This window comes from Companilactobacillus bobalius, assembly GCF_009764355.1.
Genome location: NZ_LNUA01000008.1, coordinates 32,286 through 56,846 on the forward strand (window position 1 = coordinate 32,286; position 24,561 = coordinate 56,846).

The window sequence follows — 24,561 nt, forward strand, 5'->3', positions numbered from 1 at the left end:
AAGCGGAAAAAGAGATCCGTTATTCTCAAGAGTGGAGAGGTGTTTTTTGAATACTTCTCAAGCTGGGTGGTACCACGGTAAATCGTCCCTGTTGCATAGTTGCAGCAGGGACTTTTTTTATACCAAGGGGTAAGTAAAATGATGATAAATACATGCGGGGGCAATCCTCGATATTAATTCTTCAAGAAAATTAAAACAAAATTTGGAGGAATTAATTATGAATAAGAAGAGTATAAATTTTAAAGAAGCCATCATCATGTTGGCAGTAATGTTAGTTATTTTGGGAGTAGGGGTTATCAAATTTGGACTTTCACCACAGACTCCTGTTCTAGTAGTAATCGGATTATTAGTTTTATGGGCTAAGCTTCGCGGCAGCAGTTGGGATGATATTTCTGACGGAATTGTCAGTGGAGTTAAAAATGGTATCATTCCAATCTTTATCTTTATTCTGATTGGTACTTTGATTGGAACTTGGATTGCAGCCGGAATTATTCCATCAATGATGGTAGCTGGTTTCCATATGATTTCCGTTCGTTGGTTTATTCCATCAGTATTTCTAGTTTGTGCTTTGATTGGAACTTCAATCGGTAGTGCCTTTACAATTATTTCAACAATCGGGATTGCACTTTTCGGTATGGGACAAACTTTAGGCATGAATCCTGCTTTAGTAGCTGGAGCCATCATTTCTGGAGCCATCTTTGGTGACAAGACTTCACCACTTTCAGATTCAACTAACTTGGCCGCTGCCATTGCGGAAGATGATTTATTTGCTCACATCAAGAATCTAATGTGGACAACAATTCCTGCTTTTATCATTTCTTTAGTACTTTACGCAATAATTGGTAACAGTGGTACTAATGCCGGTATGGGCAAAATTAATACAACATTGAATGTTTTAAATAGTAATTTCGTAATTTCATGGTGGGCCATTCTACCAATCGCATTGTTATTCATTTGTGCCATTATGAAAATTCCTGCTATTGCAACTTTGATTTTGAACGTTACTGTAACTGTAGGTATGATCTTTATTGAAAAACCAAATACACCAGTTAAGGATATTGCCGGTTTCATTGAAAATGGATTCGTATCTAAAACAGGAAATGCCAGTGTTGATGCTTTATTAACTCGTGGAGGAATTACTTCCATGATGGGTACAGTCTCATTGATTTTTCTAACATTGTCTTTAGGTGGACTATTAATGAAGTTTGACGTTATCCAAACAGCCATGGCACCATTGGCAGAACGTCTTAAGACACCGGGATCAGTCGTAACGGCGACAATTCTTTCTGGAATTGGCGTTAACATCTTTGTTGGTGAACAATACTTATCAGTTATTTTACCTGGTAAAGCCTTCAAAACAACCTTCAATAAACGTGGTTTAGATAATTTAGCATTAAGCCGTGTACTAGAAGATGGTGGTACAGTAATCAACTACCTAATTCCATGGGGCGTTGCCGGAGCCTTTGCGGCCAATACCTTAGGAGTACCAACATTATCATTCTTACCATTCTGTTTCTTCAGTTTACTTTCACCAATTCTTTCTATTATTAGTGGATTCACAGGAATTGGTTTAAGAAAGCTTCCTGAAACTGATAAGGCGAGCAGTGACAAAGTAGTTACAGCTTAATTAATCTAAAAAATAGAGCAGAAATGCTCTATTTTTTTGTTTTTAGATTTGACAGAATGCCAATTAATCGTAAGCTTAAGACTGTTAAGCTTAGAAAGACAAGCAAATTTAGGGAGATTATTATGAAGAAAATTAAAATAGCTATTTGGGGAATTAACGTTGTTTTAATTGCAGTTATTCTTTTTCTAGTTTTGGGAAACGGCTTCAAGAATAATGACAATAAAAATGATTACAGCACTTATACTGTTCAACGAGATAATACTAATTATTTCAATGGTATTGTCCAAGAAACTGACAAAAAAGTAGTTAGCGATGAACCCAAATCACAAGACGAGACTTTAGTCGCAACACATGTTACGAACGGTCAACGCGTTACTAAGGGTCAGGTACTATTCAGCTTTTACAAAGACATGAGTAGTGACATCAACAGTGTTAACGCTGAGATTCATCAGGCACAATTGGCCATTCAAGAGTACAATTCATCAGATAAAAAGACAGATGATCAGATTGAATTGAGCAAGAATCAAGAGATGTTATCGGAAGCTCAAGCTAAGCTGGCTAAACTTAATCAAGCACAGAACCGTCAAGTAACAGCACCAATCGATGGTACTTACTATAAGGATGATACGGGGCGTGAATTCATTTATGGTGCTCCAGTTATTCAAGGTAACGTCAACGAGTATAGTTTGGATAAGATCAAGGTTGGCGATGACGTAACAGTAGTTGAGAACGACGGAACTAAGATTTCGGGTAATTATGAACAAAAGGATAGTATTCCTTACAGTACACATAATGTTTCTTACTATCATTTCCGCGTTTCAACAGAAGAGAAGTTGCCATACGGGATGCACGTTCAATTGAAGACTGAATCAGACGGTTACAAAATTCCAGAAAGTGCCGTTTGGTCTGGAGATACAGTTTATCTTTTGAAGAATAATAAAAAACATAAACGTACACTTGCTATGACGAAAAAGGGTCACTATTACTATGTAATGGACGGAATTAAAACTGGCGACAAATTAGTTTTGAAATAGGACGGTGGAGTAATGCTAAAAGTTACTAATATAGGTAAGACTTATGGCAAATTCACCGCTCTGGAGAATATCAATCTGGAAGTGGCTGATGGAGAGTTTCTAGCTATCATGGGTCCTTCTGGATCAGGTAAATCAACTTTGATCAATATCTTAGGATTATTGGATCAAAGTTATACTGGTGAATATTTGCTGAAAAATAAAAATTATAAAACGGTCAGTGATAACTTTCTGTCACGTATTCGAGGCGACCAATTAGGATTCGTCTTTCAGAACTTTAAATTGTTGACGACTTATAATGTTTACGAAAATATTGAAGTACCGCTTATTTATAGTAAGAAAGAACAAAATAATAAGCGTGAATTAATTGAAGATGTGATAGAAAAAGTTGGTTTGAAGGGGAAAGAAAAGAATCTTCCTTCTGAATTATCCGGTGGTCAACAACAAAGGGTTGCGATTGCCAGGGCTATTGTCAATCATCCTAATTTGGTAATTGCTGATGAACCAACAGGTGCCTTAGATTCAAAGACCAGTAAGGAAATCATGGATATTTTTACTAAACTTAATCAAGATGGCACAACGATTATCATGGTAACTCATGATAGTGAAGTAGCTGAATACGCTATGAGAACTGTATATATTCGTGATGGTCGTCTATATAACGATGAAAAGAGCGTGAAAAAATCATGACAGATAAAATTTTGATCGCTTTTAAATCCATTGGGAAGAATAAGAATCGTAATTTTCTAACCATGTTAGGAATCATTATTGGAATTGCCAGCGTTATTTGTATTTTGGCAATTGGGGATGGCTTTGCACATACTGTGACTAAAGGTATGGGTAATCACAATACTCGTAACAAAGTCGTTATTATGTACCAACCAACCACAGATGATAATACTGATGGAGGATTCACTAATAATGATGAAGCCGTTTTGGAGAAAATACCTGGAGTTGAACAGGTTAAATTAGCTAGTAGTGTCGTTGAAGCGGGTGCTAAAGCTCAATATAAGACTAAGAATGTAACAATGAGTTTGAATAAACAACCCAAACATTTGAAATTAGCAAAAGGTGATTATTTTCAAATGAGTGGAGCTTCAAACGGAGTTTATATTTCAGAAGATTTGGCCCACAAATTGTTCAAAAAGAATGTGCTAAACCGTTTGATTTCAATTGATGGCACAGTTTTTGTTGTTCAAGGAATTTATCACATCAGTGATATGAATTATCGTCCAGATGCTTATGTTTCTAAGACAATCTTTAAACAACTGTTTGCTAACCAAATTTCCAAAGATGAAGCTCGTTTGTCAGTTGCACCTAAAGCTAATAAGAAATGGATTGGCAAAAGAGCAGTTAAACAAATGAAAAAGATGGGTGAACAAAAGAATATTGGTACCTATGAAGTTTCTAACCCTGACCAAGTAAGTAAGCAATTTACGAAGATTTTAAATGATATTACTTACTTCATTGCCTTCATTGCTGGAATATCATTATTGATTGCTGGTATTGGAGTTATGAATGTGATGTATATAACGGTGTCAGAACGTCGTAAAGAAATTGGAATACGTCGAGCTTTCGGTGCTACTTCGAATGATATTAGAAATCAATTTTTGATTGAGAGTGTCGTTTTATGTGTAATTGGGGGAGTTATCGGAATTATTTTCGGATACTTATTAGTAGCGATAATTAATGCATTCTTACCATTCAAAGCCGTTATAACGGCCTATGCATTAATTCTCTCCTTATCAGTATCGACTGCAGTTGGTTTGATCTTCGGATTCATTCCATCAAATAAAGCTGCTAAATCAGAATTAGTAGGACTCTTGAAAGAAGAATAGGGGAAAATATGAAAAGATTATATGAATTAGATAAGGTGTCACGCTTCGGGATATTCCTGATATACTTCTTTATGACAGTTGCTAGTATGCTAGTGACTGATTCTAATTTGAGCCAGATGCCAGCAATGGGTAAGTATTTGAAATTAGTTCTCTTTGCTTTAGGAGCATTGATAATTTTTGCAATTATCTATGGTTTGTTTGTCCTATTGTTAAAGAATAATAATAATTACAAACCAGCTTTATTAGTTAACATGGCGCTATGCTTGGCTCTAGATGGATTGTTGTCAGCAATAGTTTATCTTATTGCTGGTAAAAGTAATATTTGGGTCAACGGGATTGTTGGGTTTATTAGTTTAGGTGGATTAGCACTTCTTAACTGGAAGACTTTAGAAGTACCACAGTCTGATAAAATCAAAATCACAGTTTTAACAGCAATCGTGTTTGTTCTGTCATTATTTTAAAAGGTGAGATAAATGAATGATTATTCGCAAATTAAAACAGAGTTAGATCGTTTAAATATTCAATTTCAATTAATCGAACATCCAGCTGTTTTTACGGCTGAAGAAGCTGATAAATATGTTGCCAATATTCCTTGTATGAGAACTAAGTCATTATTTTTAACTGATAAGAAAAAGACATCTTATTACTTAGTTTTTGTAAGAGATGATCAACGATTGGATATGAAAAAATTTGCGCAGATAGTAGACAAAAAGCATCTCAAGTTTGCATCGGATCAATCTTTATTAGAAAAATTGAGAATTAAATCAGGTTCCGTTTCTATTTTTAGTTTGTTGAATAATGAGACTAAAGATGTACAAGTTTATTTTGAAAAATCAGTTGTGAGTGGATTGCCATTGACCTTTCACCCGAATGACAATACGAAAACAATGTTGTTAAAACCAGAAGATCTATTTAAATTTTTGAAGAGTATTGGATTTTCTTATCAAATAGTTGAATTGTAAAAAGTCAGGGCAGATTGTCTTGGCTTTTTTGCTACAGTCCATGCGATAATGCCGGTAAAGGGGTGAGATGATGAAAAAGGTACTTTTGTTTTTAGCTTTAGCAATGCTAATTTTTCCATTGTCTGCGTGTAATAATTCAAAACCATCTAATGCTGACAAAGCGGATACCTCAGTAAAAGAGACTGGTTTAAATAAAAAAACGATTAGTCAAAATAGAGTTGCTTGGCAGAAGAAAACTTCAGGACTCAAGTCGGTCTATAAAGATGGTTATTCGGGAGATTATATTGGTGTAGCTTTTAACATGAAAGAATTGCTGAATCAGGCCTCCAATGATAAAAATTATGCTGTTGTTGAGGGGACTATTTGTAATTTAGAATCGATGAAGGGTCCCAAAGGGGTGTCACTGACTAAAACGACCATCTATGTCGACAAAGTCATCAGTGGGAAAAAATCTCTCAATAGAAAAGTTATTCAAGTTCCATTAAAGGGTGGAATAATTTCCACGGATGATTATTATCTTGATGCCACTACTAATAAAACTAAGCAAAACTTGCTAGTACAAGAGAAATTAGCACCATTGCCCAAAATTGGTGCGCAAGTAATTATTAGATTAACGAAAGTGGATTTTAGTGAGAAGAATTCATTTAACAATTATTTAGAGAAAGCACATTTTAGTACTCAAAAGTCATATCAACCAATGTTGGAACGGTTCAATTATTGGATCAAAAATCCGAGTGCTAAAGAGTTTGTCTTGGCTAATAGTTTATACGAAAATCAACAAGAAATTTCTGAAGAATATCGTGCCGCACAGTTCCAAAAATTGACCGATCAACTCAACGAAAAATTTAATAAATAAAACTTTTTCCTTATGAATTTCTAACAAATAATTCTGTATTTTATATAAACAAAAAGCGGTACAATAACGCTTTCTTCCGTGCGATAATTGGTGCGAGGAGAAATTGCGATGAGAAAAACACTAATGATTTTGACCTTGTTAGTATTCGTATTACCGCTTTCCGCATACAGTGTTAATACAATTAAAAATTCTTTCTATCATAATTCTAAAGATAGTTACATTACAATAAAAGAAAACCAGCGTAAATGGAAAAAGCAAACTGCTAAAGCTGATATTGTTCACAGTGAAGGTAATAGTAGGGAGAAAGTTCCTGTTGGAATTTCTTTGGATAATCTAAAAAATTACAATAAAGCTGTTATCAAAGGGACTATTTATAATTTGGAAAAGATGCGGAGCCCTAAAAGTATGGCTTACACCAAGGCTTCAGTTCATATTGATAAAGTTATTAGTGGCGACAAGTCTTTGAAAAATAAGATCGTCTATTTAGCTTTAGATGGTGGTTTAGTTTCATTTGACGATTGGTATAGTGAAAGTAAGCATAAAGCGTATGGTCACAATATGCTAGTTAAGAATGATGAATTTCCTTTGCCTGCAATTGGATCCAAAATTATCACAGGTTTGATTCCAAACAACTTGGATGAGCCGATTGAATTGAACAATGATTTAAAACGAAGTGGTTTTACTAGTAAGAATTCCTTTGCTATCAATACACCACAGTATAATTTCTGGGTAAAAGAACCTAATGCCAAAGAGTATCGTTTAAATAATCCGACATTACGTAAGAAAACCGTTAATGGTGATTATTTGGCAGAATCTTTACAGCAATTGACCAAAGAAATTAACAAAAAATTTAATGACGAGAAACCAAAAGAGCACCGGTAATCATAGATTACTGATGCTCTTTGTTTAGTTATTCATTAATTCATTTAGTAACTCTTTAGCTGATTCGTGAAGGCTGTCTTTAGATTTGTCGTAGCCTAGATGAGTGTAAATTTCTCCAACGTAAACTTTATCTTGATAGAGTTTATTGAAGACTTTGTCGATAATTGGACGTGTACGTTCTTCTTCCTGTACTGGTCCAAATGGATTGGCGAAGAAAGTAGTACTCATTCCAACTTCATCTGTTGTTCCCAAAGCCTTACGTTTTCCAGAAATGAAAGTAGCTTTAGCTTTTTCTTCATCAGGGAATTGATGCAATCCAATTTCGGCATCGTAATTATTAGCGTAAACCCACATGTCGATGGAATGATGTTCAACCACATGTTTGTAGGTATTAGCAGGTAAAATAACACGAGCGTTTTTCAATTCTGGATTCAAGTAGATACCTCGATCCATATTATTGAAAGCTACGGAACTGCTTAGATCATCAAGACGGACGAATGCACCCGTTTCAGTACCTTGGGCATAAACATTACCTTTTTCATCAAAGGCAAAACTACCCATGTCGTCAAAAATTGTCTCGATGTTAATGATTTCATCATCAGCAACTTCTTGTAGAGCCTCGATGGATTCAGACTTGCCGGCACCAGAATCTCCGAAGAAGACAACAGATTTAGTTTTACCATTTGAAAAACTAATTTTAACCATTGAACCGTGAATTGGTAGTCGATCTTCGTAAATCATATGGAGATTATGAAGAGTTAAACACATCTTCTTCATGTAACCGAAATAAGTTGTTTTATCGTTATAAGGAACTTCGCCGACCCAGATATCGTTAGCTTCATCATGATAATAATGACTGACGCCACCTTCAGTTTCACTTAAACCAAATAGTAAAATTTCGTCTGGCTTTTGGCCTGCAATACTTTCTCTATCAGCGACTTCGAATAAGTTGGCTAAAGCAATGCCACTGACGAAATAGTCACGATGGAAGTAAATGAAAGTTAGACTCTCACCAATTTTGGCAGGGAAGCAATACCAATCTTGTTGAGTACCATCGAATTTTTCAAGAGGATTGTCGAGTACTTCGCTGAAAGTACCCTCACGTTTATTACTCTTAGTATGCATCATCATTGGCGGACGAAGCATTAGGGTATCTAGGAATCTGATGCTTTCGAGTGATTGATATTTTTGAGGGGTATTCCATTTAATAGTTTGGGTAAGGACACAAGCGTTAGTTCCAGCATTTACTTGACGATAAGTGCGGTTGGTAAAGCCTTGAAGTTTTTCTTCAATTGCACGGTAAAGATGAATAACGACTTCGTTAAAGTGATTATCAATATTCATGAAGTCACTTTTGGCAATGGCGCTATCATGTTTATTGATCAAAGAGACTCTGAAGTAGGAACGGTAGTATGAATAAAAATCTTCGATACTTTTCAGAATTTGTTCGTTACCATATTTTTCATAGTTATCTTTATCGTCAATCAAAATGGCTTTCAAAATATTGATATAAGTCTTGGCATCTAGACCTTCGACCTTATTGGTAACAGCTAATTGGCTTTCGTCTAAATATAAATGAACAAGATTGTAAAATCCCTGACTATTAATTAGTTGAAAAACATCTTGAATGTATTCTTCATTGTAATTAATCACAGCGACTGAACGGTCTGGATTTATGTAAAAGGCGTTAGATTCAACGGCCTTGGATGATAATTCTGACATACTAGGTTCTCCTTTCAATTCGTGAACTTAGGTAACAGTTTATATTAATATTCTGTAAACTGGTAGTACAAAATTAAAATCAATTTAATAAAAAATGTAGCTTGTGACTGATACATAAGGAAAAATATATAGAAAAATATTTTATTCGAAGAAAAAAGTTATTTTATTAGAAGATATGTAATGCTATCAAAAATTCCGTCTTCCACAAAAATTGAAAATGCTGGTGGAACGCTGTGGGCATTTTGGATCTTCAAGATCAGCCTCATTGTAACCGGCAAAGCCGCTAACAATGACCTCACAGCTGACCGCATTTTCAACTTTTGTTCCAGACTAGTAAACGGTTCTATTTATTATTTTTATAATAAAAAAAGCAGCATCCATTTAGAAAACAATAGGACGCTGCTTTAAATTTTAAAATTGTTTATTCACCTAAGATTTGGCTGTAACTTGTAACGGTATTAACACCATTATCACGTTCAAGCATTGTTAAGCTTGAGTTCTTAGGACTTTGTGTTAAGTCGAATTTACCATGACCATAACGCTCTGTAATAGAACGGATAGTTGTTCCATGTGTAACCAATAGAATCTTGTCACCATCTTTAGCAACTTGATCAATCTTTTCAAAACCACGATCAACTCTAGTCCAGTATTCCTCAGCGTTTTCAGCATCGTGGAACGGATCAGCGTCTTTCATGAAGTCTCTTGTAGCATCAAGTCCATATTTAGAAAGGATATCACCAAAAGTTCTTTCACCATGTGGTTGACCAACGATGAACCAAGCTTCAGAAGAATTCATACCTTCGAAGTAGCCGTAGAATTGTTCTCTGAATTCCATTAATTTAGTGGGATTAAGTTGTTCACGGTTCTTATTGTCATCAACGATCAACTTGCAAGTGTCAATTGCTCGACGTGCGTCTGATGAAAAAGCAGCATTAAAGTCAACATCTTTTAAAGCTTTAGCAGCTTTCTTAGCAACTTCTAGACCCTCAGGTGCAAGGGGAGTATCAGACCAACCTTGCATTTTATTGTATTTATTAAACCAAGTTTTACCATGGCGAATCATGTAAATTTGGTATTTAGCCATTAGTGCCCTCCTCAAAGTTTGTAAGTTAATTTTACTACACTAGAGAAGAGATTGATTGTATTTTGTAACTCGGTTAACACCATTATCACGTTCTAGCATTGTTAGACTGGCATTTGCCGGTACGTCATTTAATTCAAAATCACCGGCTTTGTAGCGATATGCTAATCCTAAAATAGTAATACTGTGAGTCACTAATAGAATTTTGTCACCATCTTTGGCAATTTGATCAATTTTTTTAAATCCACGTTCGATTCGATTCCAATATTCAGTGGCATCTTCAGCATCGTGTAATGGATCAGCTTCTTTAACGAAATCCATTGTGGCATCAAAGCCATAATTTTGAACGATTTGAGCAAAGCTTTTGGCATGATGTGGTTTACCTATAACGAACCATGATTCATCAATTCCACGACCTTCATAGAAGCCATAAAATTGTTCTCTAAATTCTGACAGTTCCTGAGGTACTAAATTATTTCGGTTTCTTCTGGTAATAATACGACAAGTGTCAACGGCTCGTTTCATATCCGAAGTCAGTGCAGCTGCAAAATCAACATTCTTCAGTGATTCAGCTGCTTTTTGTGCGACTTCAACACCATCATTAGTTAAGGGTGTATCGGACCAACCCTGCATCTTCTGATATTCGTTGTACCAAGTTCTTCCATGTCTAACTAAATAAATTTGATATGCCATTATACATGCCTCCTAGCACAACAATTCTACTATAAACGAAGCTCATCTTTAGTAATTTTGCTTGTGATTGTGTAAAGTAAACTTATGAGTGGATTTGGAGGTAATCATATGAAAATAGCTGTAATTGGAGCAAATGGTAAGGAAGGTTCCTTAATCGTTAAAGAGGCAAAGGAACGAGGATTGGATGTTACTTCTATCGTTCGCAATAGTAAGAAGTCGCCAACTGATAAGTATTTAGTTAGGGATGTTTATAGTTTGCAAGCCGAGGATGTTAAAGATTTTGACGTATTAGTTGATGCTTTAGGTTTCTTTGGTCCTAATGTTAAAGAATATGTACCAGCCACAAAGCATTTAATTGAAATTTTGAATGGTAGTGCAACAAGATTATTGGTCGTTGGTGGGGCAGGATCGCTCTATCTTGATTCAAACCATACCAAACAACTTTATCAACAAGATGATTTTCCTGAAGCTGTTAAACCTTTGAGTGAGGAAATGGGTAAGTCATTAGATGAACTACGCCAGAGCTCAATCAATTGGACTTTCATTAGTCCAGCGGCATCTTTTGATGCTAAAGGCGAACGTACAGGTAAGTACGTTTTAGCCGGTGAAGAATTGACTTTTGACAAAGATGGTAAATGTGAAATTAGTTATGCAGATTTTGCAATTGCTATGGTTGATGAAATTATTAATGCAAAACATCAAAAAGAACGCATTAGCGTTAGATGGTAGGTAAAAAGATGAATATCCTTGTAACTTATACCAGTATGACAGGACGTAATGAGAAAATTGCAAAACATTTAGTTGATTATTTGGAAAAGCATGACGCTGATGTAACTTTAGAACAAATGATTGAGACCGATGCTTTTGCTTTGGACAGCTATGACGCCGTTATAGTTGAAACATATACTTATAACGATGGAGAAGTTCCCGATGAAGCACAAGATTTCTATGATGATCTAAAGGATGTTGATTTGAATCATACGAAGTTTGCTGTCTTAGGTTCTAGTTCAAAACAGCACATTCATTTTGGACGTGCAGTCGATTATTTCACTATGCAACTTAACTCTAGTAATGGTGAACAAGTTGCCGATTCCGTGAAGATTGATCAAGATCCTGATGAGGATGATTTCAAACGAGTTGATCAATTAGCAGATTATGTTTTAAAAAGCTTAAAATAACGAAATAATAGGCGAGATAATCAGGATTGATTATCTCGCCTTCTTTTTTATACGTAATTTTGAAATTCAGTTTTGTTGTGAACTTTCTCGGAGAAATCAGTAAAGATCTGTTTTGATAAATCAATTCCACGGCTCTTTGTGATGTACCAGGATAGGACTTGAATAGGAAGTCCACCCAAGAATGGAACTTTGGTTTCATCAGCAATGTTCATCAGATTCAAAACTTTTTCTGAATTGTTTGGTTGGTCAGTATAATTGATTTCAAAAATGTGTTTAGTATATTGACTCTCATATCTGATCAACGAATCAGCTTTACTTTTAACGTTTGGTTTAGCATTAGTTGTAATGAAGAATAGTCGGTGTTCAGGGTTGATTGATAGATAAGGACCATGCATGAAGGCTTCCAGTTCATTGCCATCTGCTGGAACACGAACAGTTTCTGTGAATTTAGTTTCCAATTCTTTAATTGATCCCACGCTAGGACCATAGGCGATGCCAGAAAATTGATAAGCGTTTTGAAAGTCGGATTCATTTTCCTTGAAGAAATCAGTTGTTTTAGTAATTGTTTCATCAAAATGAGCGACGATATTCCTGAATTCCTCTAGTTCTGTACTTTCTTGATCTGTAGAGATTAGACCTTTTTTGACACCAACTCTCAATCCCAAAAGCATCAGACTCAAAACAGTAGCAGTAAATCCTAGTGAGACATAACCAACTTGTTCACGGCCAGTAAGTATATCAAGTGTTCTTTGACAAGCATCTGATAACTCTTTTCCTGGTTGACTAGTTACACCGATAGTATAGATGTTTTCTTCAGATAATTTCTTGATAGCATCAATGGTTGAAGTACTTTGACCACTTTGCGAAATACCAACAGCAACCTCTAAATTAGGGTCAACCATGTCGTAATTGCTGTAGTTATAGGGTTGTTGCAAATCAACAAGCACATTGGCCTTTTTCTCGATGTAATATTTAGCGCTTAAAGCGGCGTTATAGCTAGAGCCAATTCCTAATAACAACCAAGATTGGCTAGTTAACAATTTGCTGTCAATTACAGCATCAATTTGTTGAGGATAGGTATCCAAGATTTTAGTCATTACTGAGGCTTCTTGATTTATGTAGGTTAACATTGTTGGGTTATTCATTGTTTTTTCTCCCTTATATATAAATTATTCTGTTTTTTTGGCGCCACACGATTCACGAATTATTAGTTCTGGAAAATGGGTTTCTTCTGTATTTTCAAGCACATCATGATTCATTAATTGAAATAAATAATGAAGTGCTATTTTTCCCAGAGATTCGTTATGTTGGTTGACGGTTGTTATTCTAGGTACCATGAATTCACCATTAGGAAAAGAATCACAACTACCGACTGCAATATCATCAGGGGATTTTAAATTATGATCCTGTAAAGATCTAAAAATACCCCAAGCGACACGATCGTTTATGGCTACTACTGCATCAGGTAAGACTTCAATCGAATCGAATAAATGATTCATACCGTCATATCCAGATTGTGAATAATAGTCATTAAGAATAATCAATTTATCATCAATCTGAGAATAAATATTCATGATTTTTTTAAATGCTGTCAATCTCTGGGTAGTAACCTTAATTCCAGGCTCACCGCCAATAAAGGCTATCCTTTTATGTCCAAGTGCTAATAAGTGTTGGGTGATTAATTCAGCGCTGAGGAATTGATCTCTTTCTACAAATAGAGCTTTGCACCCTTTTACTTTTTGACCAATAATAACGATTGGTATTTGCTCATTTAATTCATTTAATGAATTTAAGTAGGTCTTATCGACAAGATCACGGTCAATTTCACCACCTAATAGTAAAACTCCATCAACATGTCGTTCAGAAATGTTTTTAAAGGCTTCAATCTCCAATTGGACATTGACTTCTGGAGCGTTTTTACTGGCGGTCATAGTGTTGATTAAGAGAAGCGTATAATTATTTTTACGACTGATGACTTCGATTTGAGATATTAAATCAGTGAAGTAAGGATTGTTGATGTCTGATACTACCACGGCCAAAGTTTGAGTTTTGTTGGAAACCATACCACGAGCTAACATGTTAGGCTGGAAATTATTATTGGCTATTACTTTTTTGATTCTTTCACGTTTTTCTTTGGAGACGGAAGGACTGTTATTTAATACACGGGAGACCGTAGAGACTGATGTATCAGCCATTTTGGCTATTTCTTTAATAGTAATATTATTTTTCATAATTATAACCTCGTTGAATTAAATAAAGTGTAAAACAAACGAAAACAATAGACAAGATAAATTTGGTAAGGTTTCCAAAAACATGGTTGACATAATTATTGCATAGAATTAAGATTTAATTGTATTTGAAAGCGCTTAAACAAAAATAGGAACGTTTCCAAAAAAGGAAAAGCATATGAATAAAGACACAATATTGGCCATTGATATAGGAGGAAACAAAATTCTAATTGGTGAAACTGATTTGAATGGTGAAATTTTAAATAGAATTAAACAGCCATCTAATATTTCTTCTCAAAGAGCTGCCATTGAACAATTAATTGATATTATTGATGAATACATGGATAATTATGTTGTTGGTAATATCAAAGCAATATCTATTGATACAGTAGGACGGGTTAACAGCTATGATGGTATTTGGTATGAAATAGATCCCACTAACAAAGAGAAAATTAACATTTCTGAAATAATTCAAAGTAGATTTCAACTTCCATGTTATGTATTAAATGATTTGGTGGCAGCGACAGTAGCTGAAAATTTGCTTGGAATTGGTAACGCTACCAAAAATTTTATCTATTTAAGTATCGGAACTGGTATTGCGGGTAGAGCTGTTACTGATGGAAAAATTATTTTTGGCAAGGATTATGATGCTGGTGAATTTGGTCATATGGTCGTGGATTCGGAAAGCAATGTCAAATGTATTTGCGGTCGTAAGGGATGTGTAGAGCCATTGGCTTCAGGTCTGGGCATGTCTAACAGAGCTCATGAATTATTAGAGGATTATAAAACCAACCTAAAAGTATTACCAAATGAACGAGTATCGGCTAAAGATTTATTTGATGCTTATGATCTGAAAGACCCTCTAGCTTTAGTAGTTGTCAATCAATCGCTCCAAGCCACTAGCAATATGGTTATGAATCTTGTGAGAATTATGAATCCTCAGGCAATTCGATTTGGTGGTGGAGTAACTACTGGTGGATGGTATTTAGAACATTTACAAAAATTCTTGGAACCACAAACAATGCGATTTGTTAAATATGGTGTTAAGAATTCAAAATTAAATCCTAACTTAATAACTTTAAAGGGATGCGCATTATTTGCTATCGAAAAGCTAAATAGTAAGGAGCAAAGAATATGTCAACAGTCGATAAACTATTAGAACAAACTAACTTGCTTCACCAATTAATAAAAATTCCTGAAGGTATTGATTCAAAAGAAATGGTTAAAAAAATTTCTAGAAAAAAAGTAATTGGTCCATCTAAAGAAAACGAATGGAAGCACGTGGGTAGAGGTAGTTTGGAGAAAGAATCAGACGGTGGTTTTATTTTAGAATCTCCCACAAGATTTGATACATGGGCTCCAGGAGATCCTACTGATGGAGATTATGTTGGCTATGGAAATACTAAAGCAACGTTAATGATCGACCATGAAAACTGGGAAAACTATAATCGCATATCATTTGTGATTGATTCTGAATGCACCAATGTCATTAATCCTAATGTAATTTTTGAAATTCATAATCAAGGTAAACAAAGAATACCTGATCAATACAATCGAGAAGGTTATCATGTTATCAACTTGAGTAATCATTTAAAAAAGACGTACTTTTTGAATATATCAGATTTACCAAGAGATGAGATTACCGAAATTGATTTTAATTGGGAAGCTAACGGTTCTTATATGAACATTTCGGGTAAATATAATGTCAAAATTAAAGAAATTGAGTTACAGAAAATTGATGATTATGTAACTACGCAAGGCTGGACACCAGATGGTATTAGTTACTCTCATGATGGTTACGAAAATGGTGAAAGCAAGATTGCGGTAATAAATGATCGAAATGATAGTAATGAATTTTCTATTATTGATGCTAATTCTAAAAAGAATATTTATAACGGAAAAATAAGACAAATTCAAAATGATATGGGAATTTTTAAGGTGCTGGATTTTTCTGAAGTAAAAAAATCTGGAGATTACCAAATCGTATGCGGAAGTCTAGCAACAAGATCATTTAGGATTGGTTCATATAGAAATATCTGGGAGAATACTGTTCCTAAGGTCTTGAATTTTATATATGGAGAACGTTGTGGTTTTCCGATACCGGGAATTCATGGGACCTGTCATGAAGATGTAGTGGCTCAAAAAGATAATAAAACTATTAGTTATAATGGAGGTTGGCATGATGCGGGTGATTTATCACAACAACTAATTCATACAGCAGAAGCAACTCAAGCCTTATTTAAGATGGCTGAGAATGTTAAAAATACAAAATTATCAAAAAGGTTAGTTGAAGAGGGATGCTGGGGAATAGATTTTATTCTCAAAACGGACTTTGGAAAAGGATTTCATGCTACTAGTGCTGGAGTATCTAGGTGGACTGACAATAAGATTGGAACGATGGATGATGCTACTGCACGTGTCCATGATAATCCTTATGAAAATTTTCTGTTGAGCAGCATTTTAGCTGATATTGTTCAACAGAATAATTTGGATTTTGAGATGCAAAAACGCTTGGCCGATTTGGCAGTTTCATATTTTGAAGTGGCGTTGAATAAATTTAAACGAAGTCCATATGAAGAAGAACCGGTCATGTGGGAACATACCTACAGTACTTCTAAATCAATTTATGATGCAACTATCGTTATTGCGGCAGGTCACTGTTATCAAATAACGAACGATGGACGATATTTGAGTGTACTGATTGAATTTATGAATCGTATGATAAATTGTCAGGAATCTGATGGAATTACTTTAACTGATAAGACTATCCTAAAAGGAATGTTTTACCGCGATGCTAAACATAAAGTATTTCAACATTTTAATCATCAGGCTCGTGAGGCCTTGTTTGTCCAAGCTTTTGAGATATCCTTGAAGCTCCCTGTATCGGATGTTTTACATGATATTTGGTGTGAACGTGCAAGAGATTATGGCAGTTATTTATTATTCCTAAAGAAATTCACTTATCCTTATCCAATGATTGCAAGTGGCGTTTATTTTGAGACGGAAAATTTGGATAAAGAAAGTTTCAACAAACAGCATCTCTTAATTGATAACACTGCGTATCAAGATTACAAAGAACAATTGAAACAAGGAGTACAAATTTCTAAAGGACTTTATGTTAAAAGATTTCCGGTCTGGTTCTCTTTTAGGGGTAATAATGCTGTACTTTTATCAATGGGGAATTCAGCGGCAATTATGGGAAGAGTTCTTAAAAATAATGACTTGCTAAATTTAGCCAATGGACAATTACGCTGGATTATAGGGAATAATCCGTTTGATCAGTCATTGATGTTTGGCGAGGGTCATAATTATCAACAAGAGTACTCCACTTCATCAGATGATATGATAGGAGAATTACCTGTAGGAATTGAAACAAAGGGTAATAAAGACGTACCATATTGGCCACAATTCAATAATGCAACGTATAAAGAAGTTTGGATAGTTTCGGCTACGAAATGGCTATCCACCGTTTCGGAACTTTTAAAGTAAAAAATTGGAAATCTTAAATAGATTTCCAATTTTTTATTTATTTAGTAAATGAGCTCCACATGATTCACGTATTATTAGTTCAGGCAAATCGTTTGTTTCAATTGTTTCGAAGTCCTTGTTTTCAATTAAATTAAACAAGTAAAACAGTGCAATTTTTCCAAGTTTTTCATTATGCTGATTAACAGTTGTAATTCTGGGAATCATAAACTCACTACCTGGAAATTCATCACAGCTACCAAGGGCAATATCAGTAGGCACTTCTATTTGATGATCTTGTAAGCAACGGATAGCTCCAAAAGCCACTTGATCGTTAATGGCCACTATGGCTTCTGGAAGAGGCTTTCTGGAATTAAGCAACTCAGTTATAGCGTCATATCCCGACTGAGTATAAAAATCCGTTAAGATAACTTGCTGATTTTTAGATGGAGAATAGATATTTAGAACTTTTTTAAACTCGTTAACCCTTTGACTAGTGACCCTAATGCCGGGCTGGCCTCCGATGAATGCTAAATTTTTATGCCCCAAAGCTAATAAGTGTCTAGTAATAATAGAAACACTCTGAGATTGATTTCGTTCCACGAACGTTGCATTACAACCGTTAACCTTTTGACCAATAATAACGACAGGAATGTGTTCGTTCAAGATATTTAAGGCTTCGATATAATTTTTATTAATTTCTTCTTTATCAATTTCCCCACCCAAAATAAGAACGCCGTCAACCTTACGTTCCTCAATACTTTGAAAAGCGTCAATTTCAATTTGCACACTATTTTTGGAATTATTACCAGCAGTCATGGTGTTAATTAATAGAAGTGTGTATCCAGATCTATGAGCGATCTCACCGATTTGGGAAAGTAAATCAGTGAAATAAGGATTGTTAATGTCTGAAATTACTACTGCTAAGGTATTTGTTTTTCTGGAAACCATACCACGAGCCAGCATACTTGGTTGGAAGTGTGTTTGTTCAATGATATTCTTGATTTTTGCACGTTTAGCAGGAGATACAGAAGGACTATTATTTAGAACTCTAGATACAGTAGATACTGAGGTACCAGAAAGTTTGGCGATTTCCTTTATTGTTATGTGGGCCATGTGAGTCACTCCAATCTATAAGAATAATTCTAGACCTTATATAATATCATGACAATAATTTTATTTGGTAATGTTACCAAATATATATTGACACTGAATAGTAAGGTGATACAATGAATTTGTTGAATGAAAGCGCTTATTTCGACTATTAAACAATTTGGAAACGTTACTATATAAAATTTAAGGTTCAAAAAGACTTATTGATATTATAAATTGTGAGATTGAATAATTAGCACATTAGGAAAAATTTTTACTTTAATATTACTAAGGTTTCAAGCTCTAAGGGTTAATTTACAAAATTATATTTTTACGACAGAATTTTATTTTAGTAATGAATATATTTTTTTAAAATTAATTGGTAACGTTACCAATTAATAATGAAATTATTTAATTTTGAATCTAAAAATTGGTTATACGGAGTGAAGGTTCCAAATTGTATAAGAGGATAACAAATTATGTTATTGAGAATAAACCTTAAAGTTTCGAAATAAGTATAATTCTCAGAACTAAATGAGGAAAAAATAAGAGGAGTTTTATCATGAGTAAAAAAATGGGGCTAGTTTTGATGAATTTATTTCAAAACATTTGTTGCCTATTGCTGAAATATTAAGTCAGTTTAAACCCTTGAAGGCTATCCGTGATGGTATTGCTATGAGTATGCCATTAATCATTGTTGGATCAATCTTCTTAATTGCAGGGAGCTTTCCTATTGATGCTTGGACTACATGGATTGCAGCTACGTCGATTCGTGGTATTGCAATAGCAGATTTATTTAATAAGATTGTTAATGCTTCATTTGGCCTATTGGGAGTTATCAGTTGTTATGGTATTGCATCTAGCTATGCAGCATATCATGAAACTGATGGTCAATCAGCTGGTATTATCGCCATTGCTTCATATTTCGCCATTACACCTAGTATTTTTACTAGTGGTAAAGTGATTTCAGAAGGAATGCCTTATGATTACCTTGGTTCGAAGGGATTATTCATTGCCATCATTATTGGTTTAATTACTGGTGGTATTTTCCAATGGTTTATTAATCATGATATTCAAATTAAAATGCCAGAAACAGTGCCTTCAGCTGTATCAAAAAGTTTTAGTGCATTGATTCCCGGAGCTGTAATCATTTCATTGTTTGGTTTAATTTATGCAATCTTTGGATGGTTAGGTTTAGGAAACGTTCATGATTTATTACTCCATGTATTATCTAAACCATTAGGATTTTTAGGTGGAACTCTAGGCGGAACATTGATAGCTGTATTCCTAAACAGTGCTTTCTGGTTCATCGGTATTCATGGTTCAAGTATTGTTAATAGTATTATGTCACCAATTTGGTTAATGAATACTGATGCTAACCGTGTTCTTTTTAAAGCTGGTAAATTAACTTTAGCTCATGGTGGAAAAATTATTGCCGCTCCATTTATTGATAACTTTGTTTACATGGGTGGTGGTGGTGCCACTCTTGGATTAGTATTGGGTATTGCAATTTTAGTAAGTATGAAAAAGGCAAGTAAACAACTACAAGTTTTAGCACCAATTACTGTAACTCCAGGTATTTTCAATATTAATGAGCCAACCATGTTTGGTATGCCTATTGTTTTGAATACGAGTTTGATAATTCCTTTCCTAATTGCACCAATGTTCAATGCATGTACAACTTATTTTGCAATGGCCATGGGAATAGTTCCATTATGTATCGGAGCGGTTGTTCCTTGGACAATGCCTCCAATTATTTCCGGATTCCTTGCAACAAACAGTTTTATGGGATCAGCACTTCAGGCCTTTAATCTTGTTATTGATATTCTAATTTATCTACCATTCTTAATGGCACAAAATAAGCAACAAAAGATTCAAGAAGCTGCAGCCGAAGGCATAGATTTATCTAAAGAAGCATAGAAAATTAAGCTCTAGTAAATGGAGAGGAAGATAAAAATGGGAAAATTAGGGGTATCTGTTTATCCTGAAAGATCAACTTATGAGAAAGATATGGCATATCTAGATTTGGCTGCAAAGTATGGCTTTAAAAGGGTCTTTACTTCATTACTAGAAATAAAAGGTAATAAGGATGAAGTTCTATCAGAGTTCAGGAAGGTAGTAAATCATGCCAATTCCTTGGGTATGCAAGTAATTATTGATATAAATCCAGGCCTTTTCAAACAATTAGGAATCAGTTATGACAATTTATCTTTTTTTCATGATTTGGGAGCCTGGGGTATTAGATTGGATGTAGGTTTCAATGGTTTGGCAGAAGCTCAAATGACGCATAATCCATATGGACTAAAAATTGAAATTAATATGTCTCAAGGTACTAAACAAATTGATAATATCATGTCATTTTCACCTGATAAAGATAATCTTTTAGGATGCCATAACTTCTATCCACATCGTTTTTCAGGTTTAGGAGTAGATTTTTTTAAGCAAACGACAGAGTCATTTAACAAGTATGGAATTAACACGGCAGTCTTTGTTAATTCTCAAAATGCCACATTTGGCCCATGGCCAACACAAGATGGATTACCAACAATAGAAAATCATCGTGGATTAGAAATTGCAACCCAAGTTAAACATTTGGTACTTATGGGTTCTATTAATGACATTATTATTGGAAATGCTTATGCAAGTGAAGATGAATTAAAAGAAATGAGTGAAGCCTTTAATTCGCTTTATCCAGTTATAAAAGTTTCTCCCATTTCTGATATAACTCCGTTGGAACGTGCAATAGTATTTGATAATCAACATACATATCGTGGAGATCGTAGTGAGTACATTATAAGAAGTTCTGAAATGCGTATGAAATATGCTAAAGAGGATATTCCAGCACATAATACTAGTGATATCAAGCGCGGAGATATTTTGATTGATAACAATGATTATGGACAATATAAAGCGGAAGTAGAGATTGCTTTGCAATCGATGCCTAACGATGGACGTGCAAATGTGGTGGGGCATATAACTGAAAAGGAATTATTCTTGCTTGATTATCTAAAACCTTGGAGTAATTTTAATTTGAGTAATGAAGATAAATTATAGAATCTATGGAGATGTTGAATTATGGAAAAATTAACAATAATGTTAGCTTGTGGAAACGGTATGTCAACAAGTTTACTTGCTAAAAGAATGCAAGATGCCGCTGATAAACAAGGATTAGATGCAGTAGTATTTGCGGGAGCAGTTAAAACAATTCCTAGTGAAATGGATAAGAAACATCCGGATGTAGTATTGATTGGACCTCAAGTAAGATATGTAGTTCCTGAATTGAAAGAAAAATTAGATGTACCCGTTGAAATGATCAATACTATGGATTACGGAATGATGAATGGTGAGAATGTCTTGGAAACTGCTAAAAAACTTGTTGCAGCAAGTAAGTAATTAAATTAAGAAAAGAGACTAATTGAAATGGAATATGCAGCTGAACTTTTTCCAGTATTATCTGAATATAATAATGATTCCCTAGGTACATTATCTAAATTAAAGGATATGGGTTATAGAGGAATTGAAATGTTTGGTGTGTCAAAATTTTCAGCTGATGAATTAAAACAAATAATCGATCAAAGTGGCTTAGTATTAACAGGATATCAATTACCATGGAGAGAGATGCAGGCGTCAACTTTAACCTCTACGATTAATTATCAACAGAGACTTGGTAATAAACATTTAATTATTGATGCTTTAGGTGGTCCATGGGAATCAGGTCACAAAGTTACGGAAAATACTGTTGAAATGTGGAAAAAGCATACTAAAAGAATTAATGAAATCAATAAGGAACTGATTGATTGTGGTATGGATCTAACATATCATACGCATGCATACGATTATGGTGAACCAATAGAAAATACGGTTCCATCCTTGGAAATTTTATTAAAGTATATAGATGATAGTGTGGGAATTGAAGTTGATACAGGAAATTGTATTGAAGGTGGCCAATCACCTGTGGTATATATAAATAAACTAAAAAATCGAGTTCAATTTGTACACTGTAAACCATATTCCAAGTTGTTACGATATGATGTGCCTTTAGGATCAATTAAGGATGAAAATAAATGGTCTGACATTAAAAAAGCTGCCGAATGTAGTGGTACTGATTGGTTAGTAGTTGAGCCGGAATCAACAAAACTAGGAAATATATTTGATGTAATGAATGATTCGTTAAAAGAATTAATTAAGTATCAATAGTATTTGGTGGTATTTTGGATAATACAAAATAATTAATAATAGGACATATCAAAATGCCCTATTTTTTTGTCTTGTTTAGGCTTTTTTACTCCTATATCATGTAGATATACAAGTAAAAAGGGGGTTAAGGGGATGGAAACCATCATGGTATTAATTTTGATGGCATCTTTAGTTGCTATTTTTGTTTATGCTTTTAAATGGTTTAAACATAGACAAAATACTAAAGTCAGACAACGTGATCAAAAGAAATTATTGATTAGTGTTGCTATTATGGTTATTTCTTTTATCGCAGTTGGAGTTACAGGAGAGAGTACGGAAAAGAGTTCTAGTTCCGATAGTTCCGCTAAGACGGAGAAGGTGTCTAAGAAAACCGAATATGTAGGCAAAGACAAATACAATATTGCGAAAAAAGAGAATGTGGCTTTGATTGCTAAAGAGAAGAAATTGTCTAAGCAAGAAGATAAACTACAGAATCAACGGGATGATATAGAGACTAAAGAGGCCGAGGCTAAGCAAAAAGCTGAAGAGGAACAAGCCGCTGCTAAGAAGCAAGAAGAAAAGCAGGCCAAGGAAGCTCAGAAACAACAAGAGGCCGCTCAAAAGCAACAACAAAAACAGGCTCAAGAAGCACAACAACAGCAACAAACTCAGCAGCCACAACAAGAACAATCGCAACAATCTAGTTCTCAACAAGGGGATATGAACACAGCCAGTTCGGGAACAATTATTGGTAATTCAAGAAGTCACATTTATCACGTGCCTGGTCAGCGAGGATACAATATGAATTCGTCTAATGCTGTCCGTTTCAATACAGAGCAAGATGCTATCAATGCTGGTTATAGGAGGTCTAAAGTCTAATGAAAAAAATTACTAAATTATTAGTTTTGTTGGCGTTAGTTCCTTCTGTAACGGCTTGTGCTAATGAAAGTCAGGCTGCGGAAAACAGTCATAGTAAAGTAGAAATAGTAAAGAACTATTCTTATCAAAAGAAAACTAAGAAATTAGTAGCTAAGAATAAGAAGCTTAAGAAGTCAATTGAGTCGTTGCAAGATAAGATTTCAGATGATCAAAAATTTATCGATAAGCATAACAATAAGACAACTCAAAGTACATCTAATACATCTGATTTAGCTAATCTAGATTATAATGGAACTCAAGAAATTATCGTCAATGACAATAAGCCCAATTTTTCACAGGAAGATTTGAGCACAGCTAAAGGTGCTTGGGATCAATATGGTGACTTGGATAATTTGAATCGGGTAACAGCTGCTAATGCTTTGTTGAACGTATCAAAAATGCCATCAGCTAAGAGAGAAGCATTACATTGGAATCCAACTGGGTGGCATAATAAACGGATTAGCGGTGGTTGGTTGTACAATCGTAGTCATTTGATTGGTTACCAATTAACAGGTCAGAATAATAATCCTAAGAATCTGATGACAGGAACACGTTCATTAAATAGTCCAGAGATGTTGGCCCATGAAATGGATATTGCTTATTATTTAAAACAAAGTAGTTCTCACTATATTAGATATCGTGTCACACCAATCTTTAGAGGAGATGAATTGTTGGCTCGTGGTGTTCAGATGGAAGCTCAATCCATTGGTGACAATGCAGTTCATTTCAACGTTTATATATTCAATGTTCAATCAGGCGTTACTATAAATTACGCAGATGGAACGAGCAAAGTTGGTTAAAAATAAAAAATC

At 34.6% G+C, this 24,561-nt stretch carries 25 protein-coding genes; 19 read left to right on the forward strand and 6 right to left on the reverse strand.

All coding sequences use genetic code 11. The annotated features are described in order from the left end of the window. Window positions 1-217 precede the first annotated feature (217 nt). The 8 genes from nhaC (at window position 218) to ATN92_RS00540 (ending at window position 7,196) form a co-directional block, all read left to right on the forward strand. Window positions 218-1,627, forward strand: coding sequence for a Na+/H+ antiporter NhaC (gene nhaC / locus ATN92_RS00505; protein ID WP_056950921.1), 1,410 nt, complete (start codon window positions 218-220; stop codon window positions 1,625-1,627). A 122-nt stretch (window positions 1,628-1,749) separates the two neighbouring features. Continuing rightward, window positions 1,750-2,661 (forward strand): efflux RND transporter periplasmic adaptor subunit, encoded by a 912-nt coding sequence (locus ATN92_RS00510; RefSeq protein ID WP_056950923.1) that lies wholly within the window; start codon window positions 1,750-1,752, stop codon window positions 2,659-2,661. A gap of 12 nt (window positions 2,662-2,673) precedes the next feature. Beyond that, entirely contained in the window at window positions 2,674-3,348 is a 675-nt protein-coding gene (locus ATN92_RS00515) for an ABC transporter ATP-binding protein (protein WP_056950925.1), read from the forward strand. Then, window positions 3,345-4,496, forward strand: coding sequence for an ABC transporter permease (locus ATN92_RS00520; protein WP_056950927.1), 1,152 nt, complete (start codon window positions 3,345-3,347; stop codon window positions 4,494-4,496). The genes ATN92_RS00515 and ATN92_RS00520 overlap by 4 nt, the downstream gene beginning before the upstream one ends. Before the next feature lie 8 nt (window positions 4,497-4,504). Then, a complete protein-coding gene (locus ATN92_RS00525; protein WP_056950929.1) occupies window positions 4,505-4,957 on the forward strand; it encodes a hypothetical protein in 453 nt (150 codons plus the stop codon). A gap of 12 nt (window positions 4,958-4,969) precedes the next feature. Then, window positions 4,970-5,458: a prolyl-tRNA synthetase associated domain-containing protein gene (locus ATN92_RS00530; protein WP_056950931.1), complete on the forward strand. Its 489-nt coding sequence runs from the start codon at window positions 4,970-4,972 to the stop codon at window positions 5,456-5,458. Between the two features lie 70 nt (window positions 5,459-5,528). Next, entirely contained in the window at window positions 5,529-6,314 is a 786-nt protein-coding gene (locus ATN92_RS00535; protein WP_056950933.1) for a hypothetical protein, read from the forward strand. A 108-nt stretch (window positions 6,315-6,422) separates the two neighbouring features. Continuing rightward, window positions 6,423-7,196 (forward strand): hypothetical protein, encoded by a 774-nt coding sequence (locus ATN92_RS00540; protein WP_056950934.1) that lies wholly within the window; start codon window positions 6,423-6,425, stop codon window positions 7,194-7,196. Between the two features lie 24 nt (window positions 7,197-7,220). Here the strand turns inward: ATN92_RS00540 and ATN92_RS00545 are convergent, their stop codons facing one another. Further along, window positions 7,221-8,918, reverse strand: a complete 1,698-nt coding sequence (locus ATN92_RS00545; protein ID WP_056950937.1) for a radical SAM protein — start codon at window positions 8,916-8,918, stop codon at window positions 7,221-7,223. A 180-nt stretch (window positions 8,919-9,098) separates the two neighbouring features. Here ATN92_RS00545 and ATN92_RS00550 point away from each other — a divergent pair, with 180 nt between their 5' ends. Further along, window positions 9,099-9,326: a hypothetical protein gene (locus ATN92_RS00550; RefSeq protein ID WP_143444215.1), complete on the forward strand. Its 228-nt coding sequence runs from the start codon at window positions 9,099-9,101 to the stop codon at window positions 9,324-9,326. 13 nt (window positions 9,327-9,339) lie between these two features. Here the strand turns inward: ATN92_RS00550 and ATN92_RS00555 are convergent, their stop codons facing one another. Both ATN92_RS00555 and ATN92_RS00560 read right to left on the reverse strand, forming a co-directional pair. Beyond that, window positions 9,340-10,002, reverse strand: coding sequence for a histidine phosphatase family protein (locus tag ATN92_RS00555; protein ID WP_056950939.1), 663 nt, complete (start codon window positions 10,000-10,002; stop codon window positions 9,340-9,342). A 39-nt stretch (window positions 10,003-10,041) separates the two neighbouring features. Further along, a complete protein-coding gene (locus ATN92_RS00560; protein ID WP_056950941.1) occupies window positions 10,042-10,692 on the reverse strand; it encodes a histidine phosphatase family protein in 651 nt (216 codons plus the stop codon). Between the two features lie 108 nt (window positions 10,693-10,800). Here ATN92_RS00560 and ATN92_RS00565 point away from each other — a divergent pair, with 108 nt between their 5' ends. Continuing rightward, window positions 10,801-11,421: an NAD(P)-dependent oxidoreductase gene (locus ATN92_RS00565; RefSeq protein ID WP_056950943.1), complete on the forward strand. Its 621-nt coding sequence runs from the start codon at window positions 10,801-10,803 to the stop codon at window positions 11,419-11,421. Window positions 11,422-11,429: 8 nt separating this feature from the next. Next, complete coding sequence (locus ATN92_RS00570) at window positions 11,430-11,870, forward strand: flavodoxin domain-containing protein (protein WP_056950945.1); 441 nt, start codon at window positions 11,430-11,432, stop codon at window positions 11,868-11,870. Window positions 11,871-11,917: 47 nt separating this feature from the next. Here the strand turns inward: ATN92_RS00570 and ATN92_RS00575 are convergent, their stop codons facing one another. Together ATN92_RS00575 and ATN92_RS00580 are read right to left on the reverse strand one after the other, a co-directional pair. Further along, window positions 11,918-13,015: an SIS domain-containing protein gene (locus ATN92_RS00575; protein WP_056950947.1), complete on the reverse strand. Its 1,098-nt coding sequence runs from the start codon at window positions 13,013-13,015 to the stop codon at window positions 11,918-11,920. A 24-nt stretch (window positions 13,016-13,039) separates the two neighbouring features. Next, window positions 13,040-14,101, reverse strand: a complete 1,062-nt coding sequence (locus tag ATN92_RS00580; RefSeq protein ID WP_056950950.1) for a LacI family DNA-binding transcriptional regulator — start codon at window positions 14,099-14,101, stop codon at window positions 13,040-13,042. A gap of 175 nt (window positions 14,102-14,276) precedes the next feature. Here ATN92_RS00580 and ATN92_RS00585 point away from each other — a divergent pair, with 175 nt between their 5' ends. Then, window positions 14,277-15,257 (forward strand): ROK family protein, encoded by a 981-nt coding sequence (locus ATN92_RS00585; protein WP_056950952.1) that lies wholly within the window; start codon window positions 14,277-14,279, stop codon window positions 15,255-15,257. Continuing rightward, complete coding sequence (locus ATN92_RS00590; RefSeq protein WP_056950954.1) at window positions 15,233-17,587, forward strand: glycoside hydrolase family 9 protein; 2,355 nt, start codon at window positions 15,233-15,235, stop codon at window positions 17,585-17,587. Before ATN92_RS00585 ends, ATN92_RS00590 begins: the two co-directional genes overlap by 25 nt. A gap of 33 nt (window positions 17,588-17,620) precedes the next feature. Here the strand turns inward: ATN92_RS00590 and ATN92_RS00595 are convergent, their stop codons facing one another. Then, the gene (locus ATN92_RS00595; RefSeq protein ID WP_056950956.1) at window positions 17,621-18,679 is read right to left on the reverse strand and encodes a LacI family DNA-binding transcriptional regulator; all 1,059 of its coding nucleotides are present in this window, start codon (window positions 18,677-18,679) and stop codon (window positions 17,621-17,623) included. A gap of 573 nt (window positions 18,680-19,252) precedes the next feature. Here ATN92_RS00595 and ATN92_RS00600 point away from each other — a divergent pair. From ATN92_RS00600 to ATN92_RS00625, 6 genes are all read left to right on the forward strand, one after another. Continuing rightward, a complete protein-coding gene (locus tag ATN92_RS00600) occupies window positions 19,253-20,575 on the forward strand; it encodes a PTS sugar transporter subunit IIC (RefSeq protein WP_056950958.1) in 1,323 nt (440 codons plus the stop codon). 36 nt (window positions 20,576-20,611) lie between these two features. Next, complete coding sequence (locus tag ATN92_RS00605) at window positions 20,612-21,709, forward strand: DUF871 domain-containing protein (RefSeq protein ID WP_056950960.1); 1,098 nt, start codon at window positions 20,612-20,614, stop codon at window positions 21,707-21,709. 21 nt (window positions 21,710-21,730) lie between these two features. After that, entirely contained in the window at window positions 21,731-22,048 is a 318-nt protein-coding gene (locus ATN92_RS00610) for a PTS sugar transporter subunit IIB (protein ID WP_056950961.1), read from the forward strand. Window positions 22,049-22,075: 27 nt separating this feature from the next. Then, on the forward strand, window positions 22,076-22,852 hold the full coding sequence (locus ATN92_RS00615) for a sugar phosphate isomerase/epimerase family protein (protein WP_056950964.1): 777 nt from the start codon (window positions 22,076-22,078) through the stop codon (window positions 22,850-22,852). A gap of 132 nt (window positions 22,853-22,984) precedes the next feature. Further along, window positions 22,985-23,710, forward strand: a complete 726-nt coding sequence (locus ATN92_RS00620) for a sunset domain-containing protein (RefSeq protein WP_056950966.1) — start codon at window positions 22,985-22,987, stop codon at window positions 23,708-23,710. Then, on the forward strand, window positions 23,710-24,549 hold the full coding sequence (locus ATN92_RS00625; protein ID WP_056950968.1) for a DNA/RNA non-specific endonuclease: 840 nt from the start codon (window positions 23,710-23,712) through the stop codon (window positions 24,547-24,549). The genes ATN92_RS00620 and ATN92_RS00625 overlap by 1 nt, the downstream gene beginning before the upstream one ends. Window positions 24,550-24,561 lie beyond the last annotated feature (12 nt).